The organism is Polaromonas potterensis, assembly GCF_033446725.1.
Classification (GTDB): domain Bacteria; phylum Pseudomonadota; class Gammaproteobacteria; order Burkholderiales; family Burkholderiaceae_C; genus Polaromonas.
Genome location: NZ_JAWQLX010000008.1, coordinates 184659 through 201635 on the forward strand (window position 1 = coordinate 184659; position 16977 = coordinate 201635).

A 16977-nucleotide genomic window follows, 5' to 3' on the forward strand; every position below is an offset into this window, starting at 1 on the left:
CAAGTAGCTATAAATTTGGTAGCGAGTGGCGGATTGGTCAGGCTTATTCCGGCAGATCCACGCCGACCTGGCGCCCCGCGGCCCGCATGTCTTGCCAGGTCTGGGCATCGACCTCGATGCCGGTTTCCTGGCGCTGCAGGCGGGTGGCACGCTCGGGGTCGCCGGCGAGCAGCACGGCATCCACGCCGGGGGCGGCGGGCGCCACCTGGAGCCAGTCGACAAAAGCCAGCGCCTCTTGCTCGAAACTCGCCTGGGTGCCGAGTTTGGCCGGGTCGATCAGGATGGTCAACATGCCGTTGACCACGGCGCGAATCGCCGGATCGGCCGGCTGGTGCGCCGTGCCGCTGCCGGTCAGTGCACCGCCTAGCAACTCACAAGCCACGGCCATGCCGTAACCCTTGTGGCCGCCAAAAGCCAGCAGGGCGCCGAACAGGCCGTTGCTTTGCGGCACCACCACCACGCCGGGCTTGGTGGTCGGCAGGCCGTGTTCGTCGATCAGCAGGCCGGCTTCAACCTGCCGGCCTTCGTTGTGGGCGACACGCATCTTGCCTTGCGCCACCTGGCTGGTGGCAAAGTCCAGGATGAAATGTGCCCCCACGCTTTCCACTTCGTGTGATGCGCTGCCCCCCGGGGGGGCTGAACTTGCTTGGGGCGGCCCTTCGCTGCGTTCGCCTCGCGGCACCCGCCGTCCTTTGAGTGGAATGCCTATGCAGCAGGGGTTGGTGCCGTAACGGCCATCGGCGCCGCCAAAAGGCGCCACCACCGGGCGCGACAAGACGTTGACAAAATGCAGGGACACCAGGCCCTGGGCCACGGCCATCTCGGCAAAATGCCCGATGCGGCCCAGGTGGTGGGCGTTGGCCAGGCTCATGATGCAGCTGCCGTGGGTTTTGGCGCGTGCCATGCCCAAGGCCATGGCTTGTTCACCCACGACCTGGCCGTAACCGCGCTGGCCATCCAGTGTGAGCAAGGAGCCCGTGTCCAGCACCACCCGCACGCTGCTATTGGGTTTCAGGCCGCCTTCCAGCACCGCCTCCACATAACGCGGCAACATGCCCACGCCGTGCGAGTCGTGGCCGCTCAGGTTGGCCTGCACCAGGTTGGCCGCGACGGTCGCAGCCTCTTCGGGGGTACTGCCGGCCGCTATTAAAACAGTAGCTACTTGCGAACGTAATTCGGGGGCTTGAAGTGTTTTTTGCATAAATATGTGGATTAGGCCTACATCACGGCGCCAACTTGCCAGGGCACAAACTCGTTTTGCCCGTAGCCGTGGGTTTCGCTTTTGCTTTGTTCGCCCGAGGCCGTGGCCAGCACCAGCTCGAAAATACGTTGCCCCATCTCGGCCACCGTGCTGCTGCCGTCGATGATCTCGCCGCAGTTGATGTCCATGTCGTCTTCCTGCTTGCGCCACAGCGCCGAGTTGGTCGACAGCTTGAGCGAGGGCGAAGGTGCGCAGCCATAAGCCGAGCCGCGGCCGGTGGTGAAACAGATCAGGTTGGCGCCGCCCGCCACCTGGCCGGTCGCGCTGACCGGGTCGTAACCCGGCGTGTCCATGTAGACAAAGCCATGGGCCGTCACCGGCTCGGCGTATTCATACACGGCTTGCAGGTTGCTGGTGCCGCCCTTGGCGACCGCGCCCAGGGATTTTTCCAGGATGGTGGTCAGCCCACCGGCCTTGTTGCCCGGCGAGGGGTTGTTGTTCATCTCACCCTGGTTGATCTGGGTGTAATGCTCCCACCACTTGATACGCTGGATCAGCTTTTCGCCCACCTCGCGTTTCACCGCGCGGCGTGTCAGCAGGTGTTCGGCGCCGTAAATTTCCGGCGTTTCACTGAGGATGGCCGAACCGCCGTGGGCCACCAGCAAGTCCACCGCCGCGCCCAGCGCCGGGTTGGCGCTGATGCCGGAATAACCGTCAGAGCCGCCGCATTGCAGGCCGATGGTGATGTGGGCCGCGCTACAGGGTTCGCGTTTCACCGCATTGGCCTGGGGCAACATCTCATTGATCAGTGCGATGCCTTTGGCCACGGTTTTGGCCGTGCCACCCGTGTCCTGGATGCTGAAGACACGCAGGGTCTCGCCCTCGCGCAGGCTGCTGTTGGCCAGCCAGGCGTTGATCTGGTTGGATTCGCAACCCAGGCCCACCACCAGCACGGCGGCAAAGTTGGCGTGGGTGGCGTAACCGGCCAGGGTGCGCTGCAAAATCTGCATGCCCATGCCCTCGGTGTCCATGCCGCAACCGGTGCCGTGGGTCAGGGCGACCACGCCGTCCACGTTGGGGAATTTCTCCAGCGCGGCGGGATGGTTTTGCCGTGAAAAATGATCGGCGATCGCGCGTGCCGCCGTGGCCGAACAATTGACGCTGGACAAAATGCCGATGTAGTTGCGCGTGGCGACGCGGCCGTCGGCGCGTTTGATGCCCATGAAGCTGGCCTCCAGCCGCGCCGGCTCGGGTTTGACGTCGGCGCCAAAAGCGTAGTCACGCGCGAAGTCGCCCTTGTCGGGCCCCATGTCCAGGTTGTGGGTGTGTACATGCTCACCGGCGGCGATGGCCTTGCTGGCAAAACCAATGATCTGGTTGTAGCGCCGCACCGGTTCCCCGGCGGCGATGGCATGGGTGGCGATTTTGTGGCCGGCCGGGATCAGGCCCTTGACGGCAATGCCTTCCACCGTGGCGCCGCCCAGCAGTTGCTGGCGGGCGATCAGGACATCGTCCAGGGGATGCAGGCGAATGAAGGGGGTCATGAATCGTTCTCTTCAATAAAACATTTTCGGCAGCCACAACACCAGCTTGGGGCAGTAGGTGATGATGACCAGGCTGAGCAGCAGGGGCACCAGCCAGGGCAGGATGGCCATGGTGGTGCGTTCCACCGACAGCTTGGCCACGCGGGCCAGTACAAACAGCACCATGCCCATGGGCGGATGTAACAGGCCAATCATCAGATTCAGCACCATCACCAGACCAAAATGCACCGGGTCTATGCCCAACTGCTGCGTGATCGGCAACAGAATCGGCACCAGGATGGTGATGGCCGCCGTTGGCTCCAAAAAGCAGCCAACAAACAGCATCAAGAGGTTGGCCAGCAGCAAAAACACCCAGGCCTCCTGCGTGAAACCCAGCACCCATTTGGCGATGTCGGTCGTCACACCAGTGGCGGTCAACATCCAGCCGAAGATGGAAGCGGCGGCCACGATAAACAACACGGTCGAGGTGGTCTCCACGGTGTCCAGGCAGACCTTGACAAACATCTTGAATTTCAGCGTGCGGTACCAGGCAAAACCCAGCACCATGGCCCAAACGCAGGCCGCGATCGCACCTTCGGTCGGTGTGAACAGGCCGGTGGTCATGCCGCCTATCAGCAGCACTGGCGTCATGATGGGCAGGACCGCTTCGAACTTGAAAATCTTGTCGAGCACAAACAGCGCGACCAGTCCTGCGATCACGGTGACTTGCGCCGGTGCACCGGCCTTGGTGATCAGCAGCCACAGCACCAGCGGCCAGGCGGCCACCACGCCTAATTCGGCCAGTGCCTTGGCCAGCCGGCTGGCCGAGAACTTGATGTCGCCGCCCCATTTGTTTTTGTAGGCGAAATAGGTCACGGTCAACATCATCAACACCGCCATCAGCAGGCCAGGCAGCAGCCCGGCCAGGAACAGCGCTCCGATGGAGACGTTGGCCATCATGCCGTAGATCACAAAGGGCAGGCTGGGCGGAATGATGGGCCCCAAAGTGGCCGAAGCGGCCGTGACGCCGACTGCAAATTCAGCTGAATAACCATGTTCTTCCATGGCCTTGATTTCAATCGTGCCCAGGCCGGCGGCATCGGCAATGGCGGTGCCGCTCATGCCGGCAAAAATCACCGAACCCAGCACGTTCACATGCCCCAGGCCACCCTTGAGCCAGCCCACCAGGGCCAGCGCAAAGTTGTAGATGCGGGTGGTGATGCCGGCGTTGTTCATCAGGTTGCCGGCCAGAATGAAAAACGGCACGGCCAGCAGCGGAAAACTGTCAATGCCGGAGACCATGCGGTGAATCACCACAAAAGGCGGCAGGTTGCCGCTGAACAGGATGTAGACCAGCGAGGCACCGGCCATGGCCACGGCGACCGGAATACCGGCGCCCATAAAAATCAGGAAGAATATTTTTAGCATGTCAATTTTCCGCTTCAGCGCTCGTCCATGGTGGAATCCGGGCGTTCCAGCACGCTGTAGCCCCGGCGATAGTGAATGATGCTGACCTGCACCGAGCGAAACAGCATGGCGGCGAAGCCGAGCAGGCACAAGGCGTAGACGATGTTCATGGGCAGGTCGACAATCGTCATGCGGGTCTGGTTGCCGATCTTGAGCATCATCTGGATGGTCATGACCACTGCCGCGGCAAAAAAGCCGGTGCGCAGCAAGTCCACGAGTCCGGACAACACGCGGCACAGCTGCTTGGGCATGTGGCGGTAGAAAAAGTCGACCTGAATGTGGTTGTTCTTGACGATGCCGACGGCCGCGCCTATGAAAACCACGGCAATCAGTTCATAACGCGCAATTTCTTCGGTCCAGGCGGCCGAATCGTTGGCCACGTAACGCGTCAGGAATTGGTAAAAAACCGTCAGGCCCAGGAGCCAGAACAGACCTAAGGCCAGCCAGGCTTCGACGGTGGTTTGCGACAGGTCGACGACCTCGTCTTCGACGTGGAATTCGCCGTCGTCGCTGATTATTTTGTCACTCATGAAACGCTCCGCAGGGTGGCTTCTTCAAAAAGTTGCCCGCGCCGCCAGCGGCAGCACGGGCAAGGGTCATCGCTGGTGGGGTTTATTTGATCGCGATGATGCGGTCGTAGTCTTGCTGGCGGTAGCCGTGTTCGGTCGGCTTGGTGTTTTTCAGCACGGCTTCACGGAAGGCGGCTTTGTCCACCGTGATCACGTTGTTGCCTTTTTTCTTGAACTCTTCGGTCAACCGAGCTTCGGAGGCGATGATCTCGCGGCCGGTTTTTTCAGCAGCTTCCTGCATCACGTCGGAGAAAATTTTCTTTTCGTCCGCCGAGAGTTTGGCCCAGAGCTGGCCCGAAGTCACGGTCAGCAGCGAGTCGATGATGTGGCCGGTCAGGGAAATGTTTTTCTGCACTTCGAAGAATTTTTTGGCTTCGATGGTGGGCAGCGGGTTTTCCTGCGCATCGACGGTGCCGTTTTGCAGCGCCAGATAGACCTCGGCAAACGCGATCGGTGTGGCGTTGGCGCCCAGCGCCTTGGGGAAGGCGAGGTAAGCCGGTGCATCGGGCACGCGGATTTTCAGGCCCTTCATGTCTTCCGGCTTGGCCACCGGTTTGGCGGCGCTGGAGGTCACATGGCGCGCGCCGTAGTAGTTAAGGGCGGTGATGTGGTTGCCGCTTTTGTCGTCGTAACCTTTGGCCAGTTCCTTGAAGACATCACTCTTGGCGTATTTCAGCAAGTGCTCGGCGTCGCGGAAGATGAAGGGGAAATAAGTCACGGCCAGCGGCTTGTAGGTGTTGCCCGCAAAACTGGCGCCGGTCAGGACGATGTCGACGGTGCCCAGGGTCAGGCCCTGGTTGATGTCCGCTTCCTTGCCCAGGGTTGAGGCCGGGAAGACCTGGATGTCGTATTTGCCGTTGGTGCGTTTTTTGATTTCTTCACCGGCCCACACCGAATATTTATGGAAAGGTTCGGAGGTTTCGTAGACATGTGCCCATTTCAGCTTGGTCTGCGCATTTGCAATGCCGGAAAGGCCTACCGTGCTCGCCATCAGGGCGCAGGCAGCTATTGTTTTGAGAGCGAATCGCTTCTGGGTCTGGGTGGTCATGATGTCTCCTCGTGGGGTGGTTGCTGGCGGTCAAAAAAGAGCGTTGTACGTGCCAGTCGTACACCGCGGTTCGGGGTGAGCGGGTGTCAGCCGGTTCAACGCGGCTCCTTGAGTTTTTGCGCCTGGCGCCAGCTGACGCTGAAACGCGTGTGCGAGTTGTCCATGTGTTCGTGCATGGCCAGGCGGGCGGCGGCGCCGTCGCGTTGGCGCACGGCGTCCAGAATGGCTTCGTGTTCGGTGATGGCCGCGCGCCAGGACTGCACGGTTTCAAAATAACCGCCCAGGCGTTCGAACAGTGGTCCGCGGCGCGAGTCCCAGAAACGCTGCACGGTTTCGATCAGCACCACGTTGTCCGTGGCCTCGACGATGGCGGTGTGAAAAGCGCGGTCGCCTTCCAGCGGCAAAACGGCGCGGTCGGCATCGCTGCGCATGGCGTCCACGGCCCTGGCCATGGCGTCGATATGTTTGCGTTTGGCCTGGGTCGCGGCGATGGCGGCGGTTTCGCCTTCGATCACCCGGCGCGCGCGTATCAGTTCCAGCGGCCCCCATTCATCGGGTGACAACTCGGGACGTGTGCCCTGGTGCTTGCGGCTGGCCTGGCTGCTGCGGTCCAGCACATACACGCCGGAGCCGGTGCGGATTTCCACCCAGCCTTCGACCTCCATCGCAATCAGGGCTTCACGCACGGACGGCCGGCTCACGCCCAGTTGTTTGGCCAGGTCGCGTTCGGCCGGCAGCCGCGAGTCCACCGCCAACTCGCCGGCGGTGATGAGGGCACGCAACTGCCCCGCGATCTGGCGGTACAGGCGTTGGGGTTCGACGGTTTGCAGGGGCACGGAAGAAAGAAGGATTAAGGGTTAGCCAGAATTGGACAAGTGGTAAGGCCAATTAATAATCCCACGAAACGTTGGTTGCCCACATCCGGCAAAACCCTGTGCCGGTGGGGGCGACGGCGTCAGGCCGGGCAGCCGGAAAACGCAGTGCAAACAAAGAAGGAAAACACATGAGACTTCAAGGTAAAACCGCATTGATCACGGCGGCGGGGCAGGGCATAGGCAGAGCCAGCGCGCTGGCCATGGCGGCAGAAGGGGCCCAGGTCTGGGCCACCGATGTCAACGAGAAGCTGCTGGCCGGCTACGCCGGTGTGCCCAACATCCATGCGGTGGCGCTGGACGTGCTGGACAAGGCGGCGATCCAGAAATTGATCGCCAGCATGCCGGCGCTGCATGTGCTGTTTAACTGCGCGGGTTTTGTCCACGCCGGCACGGTCTTGCAGGCCACCGATGAGGAGTGGGAGTTCGCCTTCAACCTCAACGTGCGTTCGCAGTTCTGGACCATCCAGGCCGCGCTGCCGCGTATGTTGGCGAACAAGGGAGGGCAAGGCGAGGGCAGCATCATCAACATGGCCAGCGTGGTCAGCATCAAGGGCCTGCCCAATCGTTTTGTGTATGGCGCATCCAAGGCGGCGGTGATAGGGCTGACCAAAAGTGTGGCCGCCGACTATGTGCTGCAAGGCGTGCGCTGCAACTGCATTTGCCCCGGCACCGTGGACACGCCCTCGCTGCAGGACCGCATCAATGTGTTTGAAGACCCGGTCGAGGCGCGCAAAAACTTCGTGGCGCGCCAGCCCATGGGCCGACTCGCGCAAGCCCATGAAATAGCACCGGTCGTGACCTTTCTGGCCAGCGATGAAGCCGCTTTTGTCACCGGCCAGCACTACAACATCGACGGCGGCATGACCATATGAACCAGCTTGATTTCAAGGGCCGCCATGCCGTGGTGACCGGGGGCGCGACCGGTCTCGGCTACGCGATTGCGCAGCGCTTGATTGGATCTGGCGGCAGCGTTATTTTGTGGGACCGTGATGAAGCCGCCGCGAAGAAGGCGGCCACGGCATTGGGCCCAGCAGCGTCGGCGGTGGCCGTGGATGTGTCTAAGCACGAGTCAGTTCGTGCCGCCGTGCAGGTGACGCTGAACATCGCTCCCCGAGTCGATGCCCTGGTCAACAGTGCCGGTGTGACCGGCCCCAACGTCAAACTCTGGGATTACCCGGTGGACGAGTGGCGCCAGGTGATGGATGTCAACCTCAACGGCCTGTTTCTGTGCTGCCGGGAATGGGCGCCACATCTGCGCGCCAACAACTACGGGCGTATCGTCAACATCGCCTCGGTCGCGGGCAAAGACGGCAACCCCAACGCCAGCGCCTACAGCGCCAGCAAGGCCGCGGTGATCGCGCTGACCAAATCGCTGGGCAAGGAACTCGCCGATACTGGCGTGCGGGTCAATTGTGTGACGCCGGCCGCCGTGAAAACCGCGATTTTTGAGCAGATGACACCCGAACATATCGCCTTCATGTTGTCGAAAATCCCCATGGGGCGTTTCGGCACACCCGAAGAAGTGGCCGCCATGGTGGGCTGGCTGTGTACCGAAGAATGTTCTTTTTCGACCGGCGCCGTGTTTGACCTGTCAGGCGGGCGCTCCACCTATTGATTGCTTGCGACATTTGATTTTGATTTAACCAAAGGAAAAAAATGAAACTCGTTCGTTATGGCAACCCGGGCAAAGAAAAGCCAGGCCTGATTGATGCCGATGGCAAGTTGCGCGACCTGAGCGGCGTGATCACGGACATCGGTCCGGATCAGCTCGGTGATGCCGCGCTGGCCAAGCTGCGCAAACTCAAAACCGACAAGCTGCCGCTGGTCAGGGGCAAGCCGCGTCTGGGCAGCCCGGTCGGCGGTGTTGGCAAGTTCATCGCCATCGGCCTGAACTACGCCGACCATGCGGCCGAAGCCGGTCTGCCGATTCCCGCCGAGCCGGTGGTGTTCATGAAAGCCACCAGCTGTATCCAGGGCCCGAACGACCCGGTGATGTTGCCCAAAGGCTCGGTCAAGAGCGACTGGGAAGTCGAGCTGGGCGTGGTGATTGGCACGCGCGCGCGTTATGTCTCGCAAAAAGATGCGCTGAATTTTGTCGCCGGGTATTGCACCATCAACGACGTCAGCGAACGCGAGTTCCAGATCGAGCGCGGCGGCACCTGGGACAAGGGCAAAGGGTGCGACACCTTCGGCCCGCTGGGCCCCTGGCTGGTGACGCGTGACGACCTGCCGAATCCGCAAAAACTGGCCATGTGGCTGGACCTGAATGGCGAACGTGTGCAGTCGGGCAGCACCAAAACCATGATTTTCAGCGTGGCGAAAATTGTCAGCTACGTCAGCCAGTTCATGACCTTGCTGCCCGGCGATGTGATCACCACCGGCACGCCACCCGGCGTGGGCCTGGGCATGAAACCGCCGCTGTTCCTGAAAAAAGGCGATGTCATGACCTTGGGCATCGAAGGCCTGGGCGAGCAGCGCCAGGTGGTTGTGCCCTTCAAGCTTTAAGGCCGCAGGCCAGCTATTTCGGGGTTTACCCCCGAAATAGCTAGAAGAAGTCCTCTAGAAGTCCTCGGGTTTTGGTGGGGCGCATGGAAATGCTGCAAAATAGAACGATCGTTCGTTTTTTTTATTTGGCGCCTTTCCATGTCTGTTTCCGAGCCTCCCCTCAAGACCCTTCGCCCCGCCGGCCCGCGTGACACCAGCCGTGCGGGCTCTATGGGCCATGTGGGCCTGCAAAAAGGCCAACAAACCAAGGCCGCCATTGTGGATGCGGCCCTGGGCCTGGCCACGCAGATCGGCCTGGAAGGCCTGAGCATAGGTGCGCTGGCCGAAGTCATGCGCATGAGCAAGTCTGGCGTGTTTGCCCACTTCGGCTCGCGCGAAGAGCTGCAGATTTCCGTGATCCGCGAATATTTTGCGCGTTTTGAGGAAGAAGTTTTTTACCCCGCGCTGACCGAGCCCACAGGCCTGCCGCGTGTGCAGGCGCTGTTCGGCAACTGGATGAAACGGGTCGCGGTCGAACTCCAGTCAGGCTGTATTTTTATCAGCGGCGCTGTCGAGTTTGACGACAGACCCGGCCCGGTGCGTGATGCGCTGGCCACTTCGGTGCAGACCTGGCTGGCCGCCATGAACCGCGCGGTGGTGCTGGCCAAGGAGGCCGGCCATTTGCGTGCCGACGCCGACGAACGCCAGATCACCTTTGAAATCCACGGCCTGATCCTGGCTCTGCATTACGAAGCCCGTTTTCTCAAAACGCCAGGCTCCATGGACCGCACCTTGCGTGCCTTCCAGAGCATTTTGGCGCGTTATGGCAGCGACACCACCCTGGCGCCAGCCACCCCTGCCGCCGCGCTGAAAAAAAGCGCGGCCCGGCCGCCCCGGGCCTCGTCTTCTTCTCATTCGTCTTCCGTTTAATTTCCCCTTTTCAAGGACTGATCCATGCCTCAATACACCCCACCACTGCGCGACATGCAATTTGTGATGCACGAAGTGCTCAAGGTTACCGACGAGTTCAAGGCGCTGCCCAAACACGCAGACGTGGATGTGGCGACCATCAATGCCGTGCTCGAAGAAGCCGGCAAGTTTGCGTCCGAAGTGACTTTTCCGCTGAACATCAGCGGCGACACCGAAGGCTGCAAGCTGGACACGACCACACACGCCGTCACCACGCCCAAAGGTTTCAAGGAAGCTTATGCCCAATACGTCGAAGGCGGCTGGGCCGCGCTGAGCGGCGATCCGGAATATGGCGGCCAGGGGCTGCCACTGGTGGTGAACCAGTGTTTCTACGAAATGCTCAACAGCGCCAACCAGGCCTGGACCATGTACCCGGGCCTGACCCACGGCGCGCATGCGGCTCTGCACACACACGGCACCGACGAGCAAAAACAGACCTATTTGCGCAAGATGACCACCGGCGAATGGACAGGCACCATGTGCCTGACCGAGTCGCATTGCGGCACCGATCTGGGCCTGATGCGGACCAAAGCCGAACCCCAGGCTGACGGCACTTATCGCATCACCGGCAACAAGATTTTTATCAGCGCCGGTGAACACGACATGGCCGACAACATCATCCACCTGGTGCTGGCCCGCCTGCCGGATGCGCCTCCCGGCATTAAGGGTGTGAGTTTGTTCATCGTGCCCAAGTTTCTGGTCAACAAGGACGGCAGCCTGGGTGAGCGCAATGGCATTTATTGCGGCGGCCTGGAGCACAAGATGGGCATCCATGGCAATGCCACGGCACAGATGGTGCTGGAAAACGCCGTCGGCACCCTGGTGGGCCAGCCCAACAAGGGCATGCAGGGCATGTTTGTGATGATGAACGCCGCACGCCTGGGCGTGGGCAACCAGTCCTTAGGCCTGACCGAGGTGGCTTTCCAGAATGCGCTGGCTTATGCCAAGGACCGCATCCAGATGCGCTCCCTGTCGGGCGTGAAAGCCAAGGACAAACCGGCCGACCCCATCATCGTGCACCCCGACGTGCGCAAGATGTTGTTGACGGCCAAGGCCTACGCCGAGGGCGGCCGCGCGCTGTCGATTTATTGCGCCATGTTGCTCGACAAGGAGCACAGCCACCCCGACGAGAAGGTGCGCAAGGACAGCGGCGAGATGTTGTCGCTGCTGACACCCATCGTGAAAGCCTTTCTGACCGACAACGGCCACATCGCCACCAACGCCTGCATGCAGGTCTTTGGCGGCCATGGTTTCATCAAGGAATGGGGCATGGAGCAGTTTGTGCGCGACAACCGCATCAACATGATTTACGAAGGCACCAACACCATCCAGTCGCTGGACCTGCTGGGTCGCAAGGTCTTGGGGAACAACGGCGCCACGCTGAAGAAGCTGGGCAAAATGGTTGGCACGCTGGTGGCGGAAGAAGGCGTGAACGAAAAAATGGCGGAGTTCATCAACCCGCTGGCCTACCTGGGTGACCAGATGACCAAGTTCACCACCGAGCTGGGCTTCAAGGGTTTCCAGAATCCCGACGAAGTGGGTGCGGCGGCTGTCGACTACCTGCGTGTGGCCGGTCACCTGGTGTTTGGTTATTTCTGGGCGCGTATGGCGCAAACCGCGCTGCGCGAAATCACTGCCGGCAACACCGACCCGTTTTATGTGGCCAAGCTGCAGACGGCGCGTTTTTACTTCGCCAAACTTTTCCCCGAGACCGCGACCTTGATGCGCACCGCGCGCGGCGGCAGCAAGGTGTTGATGGACACGGACGCGGCACTGGCTTGATCGCCAGTTTTAAGATTTCTTAAGTCTTTTAGACCTGGAGCCCATATGTACCATGCGCTGATAGCTATTGTTTTGGGAGCGGTTTCAGTGTCCGCGATGGCGCAGATGAGCCCGGTGGGTCTCTGGCGCAGCGTGGACGACAAGACCGGGGAGGCCAAGGCCGAGGTCCGGATTGTGGACACCGGCGGCGTGCTCAGCGGCAAGCTTGAAAAACGCCTGGCCAAGGACGTCAAGCCCGATGCGCTTTGCGAGGAATGCAGTGATGACCGCAAGGGCCAAGCCCTCCAGGGGTTGGAGATCATCCGCGGTGCAAAAAAAGCCGAAGGCAAGGACGTGTGGGAGAGCGGCAAGATTCTGGATCCGGAAAACGGCCGCAACTACACCCTGCGTTTGACACCCGTCGAGGGTGGTAAAAAACTTGAAGTCCGGGGCTCAATAGGCCCCTTCGGGCGAACCCAGACTTGGGTGCGCATTAATTGACGAATACCCCGCCTGCGGCTCACTGCGTGTAGCCGCATCCCCCCTTGCCGGGGCGACATCTGTGGCCCGGCATAGCCGCATCCATGCTGTCACTGGCTTGGGGGCTAAGTTGAACATCCAAGATGCGCCACGAAACAAGATAAGCAATGAATAAGGAACGAAACAAGATGTCCCGCTTTCAAGTCAAAAAAGTCGCCGTGCTCGGCGCCGGTGTGATGGGTGCGCAAATCGCCGCCCATCTGGTCAACCTCAAGGTACCTGTGGTGCTGTTCGACCTGCCCGCCAAGGAGGGGTCGAAAAACGGCATCGTCATCAAGGCCGTCGAAGGCCTGAAAAAACTCAAGCCCGCGCCGCTGGGTGTGCCGGAAGACGCGGCGCTGATCCAGCAGGCGAACTACGAAGAACACATGGATGTTCTGAAAGAGTGCGACCTGATCATTGAGGCGATTGCCGAACGCATGGACTGGAAGACCGAGCTGTACCACAAGATCGCGCCTTTTGTCTCTGAAAACGCCATCGTCGCCAGCAACACCTCGGGCCTGTCGATCACGACCTTGAGCGAGGCTTTGCCCGCATCCATCAAGCCGCGTTTTTGCGGCATCCACTTTTTCAACCCACCGCGTTACATGACGCTGGTCGAGCTGATCAACACACCCACCACCGAACCCAAGGTGCTGGACGACCTCGAAGCCTTTGTCACCAGTGGCCTGGGCAAGGGCGTGATACGCGCGCATGACACGCCCAACTTCATCGCCAACCGCGTCGGTATCGCGGGCATGCTGGCCACCATCAAGGAAGCCGAAAGTTTTGGCTTGAGCTACGACGTGGTGGATGACCTGACCGGCAAGAAGCTGGGCCGCGCCAGCTCCGGCACCTTCCGCACCGCCGACGTGGTGGGTCTGGACACCATGGCCCATGTCATCAAGACGCTGCAGGACAACCTCGGTCCTGTGGGCAGCGGCAAGGTCGAAGACCCGTTCTCGGACATCTACGGCACGCCACCTGTGTTGGCCAAGCTGCTGGAAGCCAAAAGCCTGGGTCAAAAAACCGGTGCGGGTTTCTACAAAAAAGTCGGCCGCGACATCCTGCGCCTGGACCCCGAAAGCATGGACTACGTGGCCGGCGGCGCCAAGGCCAACGAGGTGGTCGGCCGCATGCTGAAAAAGCCGGCTGGCGAACGCCTGAAACTGCTGCGCGAAGCCGAAGGCGCCGAGCCGCGTTTCCTTTGGGCGATTTTGCGCGACCAGTTCCATTACGCCGCCGTGCACCTGGCGAGCATTGCCGAAACCGCGCGCGATATCGACTTCGCCATGCGTTGGGGCTTTGGCGCCAAACAAGGCCCGTTCGAGTTGTGGCAGGAGGCCGGCTGGCTGCAGGTGGCCAACTGGATCAAGGAAGACATTGACGCCGGCCGCGCGCTGAGCAAGGCACCACTGCCGGACTGGGTCTTCAAAGGTTCGGTGGTCGCCGCTGGCGGTGTACATACTTCGCAAGGCTCGTGGAGTGCTTCCGCCAACAAATTCATCCCCCGTCGCCAGTTGCCGGTGTACGAGCGCCAGTTCTTCCCCGAGGATGTGCTGGGCTCACAAGCCGCGTCGTTTGCGACGGCCGGCACCACCTTGCATGAAGACGACGCGATTCGCCTGTGGACACTGGACGGACACAAGGGTGAAGTGGGCGACGTGGTGATCGCCAGCATCAAGACCAAGATGCATGCCATCAGCCCCGACGTGGCCGAAGGCCTGGCGCTGGCGGTGGACCTGGCCGAGAAAAGTTACAAAGGTCTGGTGATCTGGTCCAACGACGAGATGTTCTCGGCCGGCGCCGACCTGCAGGCCATGTTGCCCGCCTTCATGATGGGCGGCGCCAAGATGATTGAGGGCGTGGAGGCCGAGCTGCAAAACGTCATGCTCAAGCTGCGTTACGCGGCCGTGCCCGTGGTGTCGGCGATTCGTGGCCTGGCCCTGGGTGGCGGCTGTGAAATGGCGGTGTATTCGGCCAAACGGGTGGCGACCATGGAAAGTTACATCGGCCTGGTGGAAGTTGGTGTGGGCCTGGTGCCCGGCGCCGGCGGCCTGGCCTACATCGCCCGCCGTGCCGCAGAAAACGCGGCCACGTCCACCAACAAGGATATCCTGCCTTTCCTGACCGAAGGTTTCACCGCGGCCGCCATGGCCAAGGTGGGCACCAGCGCGATTGAAAGCCGCAAGATCGGTTACCTGCTGGACAGCGACGTGATTGTGCCCAACAAGGACGAGCTGCTGTTTGTGGCACTGAACGAAGCCCGCGCCCTGTTCAACGCCGGCTACCGCGCACCCCACAAGCGGCCATTTGCCGTGGTCGGCCGCAACGGCCTGGCCACCATCAAGGGCCAGCTGGTGAATATGCGCGACGGTGGTTTTATCAGCGCCCACGACTTTCATATTGCCAGCCTGATCGCCAACGTGGTTTGTGGTGGTGATGTGGATGCCGGTTCGCTGGTGACGGAAGAATATCTGATGACCCTGGAGCGCAAGGCCTTCTGTTCCTTGCTCGAACATCCCAAGACTCAGGAACGCATCATGGGCATGATGAGCACCGGCAAACCGGTACGTAATTGATCAAGCTACTGCGGAGCCGCCATGCGTCGTTGCAGCCCAAGCCCAATCCTCACGTACCTGAAGTACGTTCCGGTTGTGCTCGGGCGCCCGCGCCTAGCCTGACGACTCCTCGCTACGCTTTCTCAATCACGTACTCATTCAATTTTTAATATGACCACTCAACATCCACCGAACCGCCTGGAGCGCCAGCTCGAACGCCTGTCCGAAGTGCCGGCTTTTGCGCGGCCCTGGTTTCGCGGCGTGATCCTGCGCCGCGCCGTGCCTTTCACTGGCACGGCCGGACTGGACTTTTTGCAGATGAGCAACAGCCTGGTCGAAGTTGGCATCAAGAACGAGAAGAAGGTGCAAAACCACATCGGTGGCGTGCATGCGTCGGCCATGAACCTGCTGGCTGAAACCGCCACCGGCATGGTGGTCGGCATGAATGTGCGCGACGACTGCATCCCGCTGGCCAAGGAGCTGAAGATGGCGTTTAAAAAACGCGCCACCGGCGGCTTGCGGGCGGTGGCCACGCTGAGCGACGCGCAGCGTGCCGCCATGTTGGCCAGCGACAAGGGTGAAGTCAATGTGTTGGTCGTGGTGACCGACGACGCCGGCATCCACCCGGTCGAATGTGAATTTGTGTGGGCCTGGATTCCAGCCGCGCCCCGGAAAAACTGAAGCATCAAAGGAAAGACATCATGGCCAAACAAGTCCAGGAAGCCTACATCGTTGCCGCCACGCGCACGCCCATCGGGCGCTCGCACCGCGGCTTTTTCCGCAACACCCGTCCCGACGACCTGCTGGTGCGTGCCCTGCAGGCCGCGCTGGCCCAGGTGCCCACGCTGGACCCCAAGCTCATCGAAGACATCATCTGCGGCTGCGCGATTCCCGAAGGCCCGCAGGGTCTGAACATCGCGCGTATAGGCGCGGTGCTGGCCGGCCTGCCGACCAGCGTGGGTGGCATCACCGTCAACCGTTTTTGCGCCTCGGGTTTGTCGGCCATCCAGATGGCGGCTGACCGCATCCGTGTCGGTGAAGCCGATGTGATGATTGCCGCCGGCACCGAAAGCATGAGCATGGTGCCGATGTCGGGCAATTCACCTTCCTTGTCACCGGCCATGTTTGCCAATGACGAAAACATAGGCATCGCCTACGGCATGGGCCTGACGGCCGAGAAGGTGGCGCAGCAATGGAAGGTTTCGCGCGAGGCACAAGACCAGTTCGCGCTGGAGTCGCACCAGAAAGCCCTCAAGGCGCAGCAGGCCGGTGAGTTCACGGCCGAGATCACGCCGGTCGAAGTCACCGACCGTTCGCCCGACTTGGACAGCGGCGACGTGATTGCGAAAACCCGTACCGTCAGCCTGGACGAAGGCCCGCGCCTGGACACCTCGCTCGAAGGCCTGGCCAAACTCAAAACCGTGTTTGCGGCGCGTGGTTCGGTCACGGCCGGCAATAGCTCGCAAACTTCGGACGGTGCCGGTGCGCTGATCCTGGCCAGCGAAAAGGCGGTCAAGGAACACGGCTTGACCCCACTCGCACGTTTTGTCAGTTACGCCGCCAAGGGGGTGCCGCCGCACATCATGGGCATAGGCCCGATCGAAGCCATTCCGGCGGCCTTGCGTTACGCCGGTTTGCAGCAGGACGACATCGACTGGTATGAACTGAACGAAGCCTTTGCCGCCCAGTCGCTGGCCGTGATCAACACCCTGGGCCTGAACGCTGCCAAGGTCAACCCCATGGGCGGCGCGATTGCGCTGGGCCATCCGCTGGGCGCCACCGGTGCAATTCGCGCCGCCACCGTGATCCATGCCTTGCAGCGCCACCAGCTGAAGTACGGCATGGTCACCATGTGTGTGGGCATGGGGCAGGGCGCCGCCGGCATCTTCGAGCGGGTGTAAGGCTGCTGCGCGGGCGATCTGCGGCGTTGGTCCGGTGCTCCCCATCCTCACGTACCTGAAGTACGTTCCGGTGGGTCCGCTCCGTCCGCCTTGCATCTC

Annotated in this window: 15 protein-coding genes; 9 read left to right on the forward strand and 6 right to left on the reverse strand. The window is 61.3% G+C overall.

Features of this window, described 5'->3' with window-relative positions; genetic code table 11:
* Positions 1 to 43: 43 nt before the first annotated feature.
* The 6 genes from R6254_RS15610 to R6254_RS15635 all read right to left on the reverse strand — a co-directional run bounded on the left by R6254_RS15610 (position 44) and on the right by R6254_RS15635 (position 6644).
* A complete protein-coding gene (locus tag R6254_RS15610) occupies positions 44 to 1201 on the reverse strand; it encodes an Ldh family oxidoreductase (protein ID WP_318408147.1) in 1158 nt (385 codons plus the stop codon).
* Positions 1202 to 1218: 17 nt separating this feature from the next.
* Entirely contained in the window at positions 1219 to 2745 is a 1527-nt protein-coding gene (locus R6254_RS15615; protein WP_318408148.1) for a UxaA family hydrolase, read from the reverse strand.
* A 12-nt stretch (positions 2746 to 2757) separates the two neighbouring features.
* Positions 2758 to 4152 carry a TRAP transporter large permease gene (locus R6254_RS15620; RefSeq protein WP_318408149.1) on the reverse strand — a complete coding sequence of 465 codons (1395 nt, stop codon included), beginning with the start codon at positions 4150 to 4152 and terminating at the stop codon, positions 2758 to 2760.
* Between the two features lie 14 nt (positions 4153 to 4166).
* Positions 4167 to 4721, reverse strand: coding sequence for a TRAP transporter small permease (locus tag R6254_RS15625; RefSeq protein WP_318408150.1), 555 nt, complete (start codon positions 4719 to 4721; stop codon positions 4167 to 4169).
* An 82-nt stretch (positions 4722 to 4803) separates the two neighbouring features.
* On the reverse strand, positions 4804 to 5808 hold the full coding sequence (locus tag R6254_RS15630) for a sialic acid TRAP transporter substrate-binding protein SiaP (RefSeq protein ID WP_318408152.1): 1005 nt from the start codon (positions 5806 to 5808) through the stop codon (positions 4804 to 4806).
* Positions 5809 to 5903: 95 nt separating this feature from the next.
* On the reverse strand, positions 5904 to 6644 hold the full coding sequence (locus R6254_RS15635) for a FadR/GntR family transcriptional regulator (protein WP_318408153.1): 741 nt from the start codon (positions 6642 to 6644) through the stop codon (positions 5904 to 5906).
* A 167-nt stretch (positions 6645 to 6811) separates the two neighbouring features.
* Here R6254_RS15635 and R6254_RS15640 point away from each other — a divergent pair, with 167 nt between their 5' ends.
* The 9 genes from R6254_RS15640 to R6254_RS15680 all read left to right on the forward strand — a co-directional run bounded on the left by R6254_RS15640 (position 6812) and on the right by R6254_RS15680 (position 16878).
* Positions 6812 to 7555 carry an SDR family oxidoreductase gene (locus R6254_RS15640; RefSeq protein ID WP_318408154.1) on the forward strand — a complete coding sequence of 248 codons (744 nt, stop codon included), beginning with the start codon at positions 6812 to 6814 and terminating at the stop codon, positions 7553 to 7555.
* Positions 7552 to 8298: an SDR family NAD(P)-dependent oxidoreductase gene (locus tag R6254_RS15645; RefSeq protein WP_318408155.1), complete on the forward strand. Its 747-nt coding sequence runs from the start codon at positions 7552 to 7554 to the stop codon at positions 8296 to 8298. Before R6254_RS15640 ends, R6254_RS15645 begins: the two co-directional genes overlap by 4 nt.
* A 41-nt stretch (positions 8299 to 8339) precedes the next feature.
* Positions 8340 to 9188, forward strand: coding sequence for a fumarylacetoacetate hydrolase family protein (locus R6254_RS15650; RefSeq protein ID WP_318408157.1), 849 nt, complete (start codon positions 8340 to 8342; stop codon positions 9186 to 9188).
* A 138-nt stretch (positions 9189 to 9326) separates the two neighbouring features.
* Positions 9327 to 10097 carry a TetR/AcrR family transcriptional regulator gene (locus tag R6254_RS15655; RefSeq protein ID WP_318408159.1) on the forward strand — a complete coding sequence of 257 codons (771 nt, stop codon included), beginning with the start codon at positions 9327 to 9329 and terminating at the stop codon, positions 10095 to 10097.
* Positions 10098 to 10121: 24 nt separating this feature from the next.
* Positions 10122 to 11918 carry an acyl-CoA dehydrogenase C-terminal domain-containing protein gene (locus tag R6254_RS15660; protein WP_318408160.1) on the forward strand — a complete coding sequence of 599 codons (1797 nt, stop codon included), beginning with the start codon at positions 10122 to 10124 and terminating at the stop codon, positions 11916 to 11918.
* Positions 11919 to 11963: 45 nt separating this feature from the next.
* Positions 11964 to 12398: a DUF2147 domain-containing protein gene (locus R6254_RS15665; protein WP_318408161.1), complete on the forward strand. Its 435-nt coding sequence runs from the start codon at positions 11964 to 11966 to the stop codon at positions 12396 to 12398.
* 167 nt (positions 12399 to 12565) lie between these two features.
* The gene (locus R6254_RS15670; protein ID WP_318408162.1) at positions 12566 to 14998 is read left to right on the forward strand and encodes a 3-hydroxyacyl-CoA dehydrogenase/enoyl-CoA hydratase family protein; all 2433 of its coding nucleotides are present in this window, start codon (positions 12566 to 12568) and stop codon (positions 14996 to 14998) included.
* 150 nt (positions 14999 to 15148) lie between these two features.
* Complete coding sequence (locus R6254_RS15675; protein ID WP_318408164.1) at positions 15149 to 15658, forward strand: DUF4442 domain-containing protein; 510 nt, start codon at positions 15149 to 15151, stop codon at positions 15656 to 15658.
* A 20-nt stretch (positions 15659 to 15678) separates the two neighbouring features.
* On the forward strand, positions 15679 to 16878 hold the full coding sequence (locus tag R6254_RS15680; RefSeq protein ID WP_318408166.1) for an acetyl-CoA C-acyltransferase: 1200 nt from the start codon (positions 15679 to 15681) through the stop codon (positions 16876 to 16878).
* Positions 16879 to 16977: the final 99 nt, after the last annotated feature.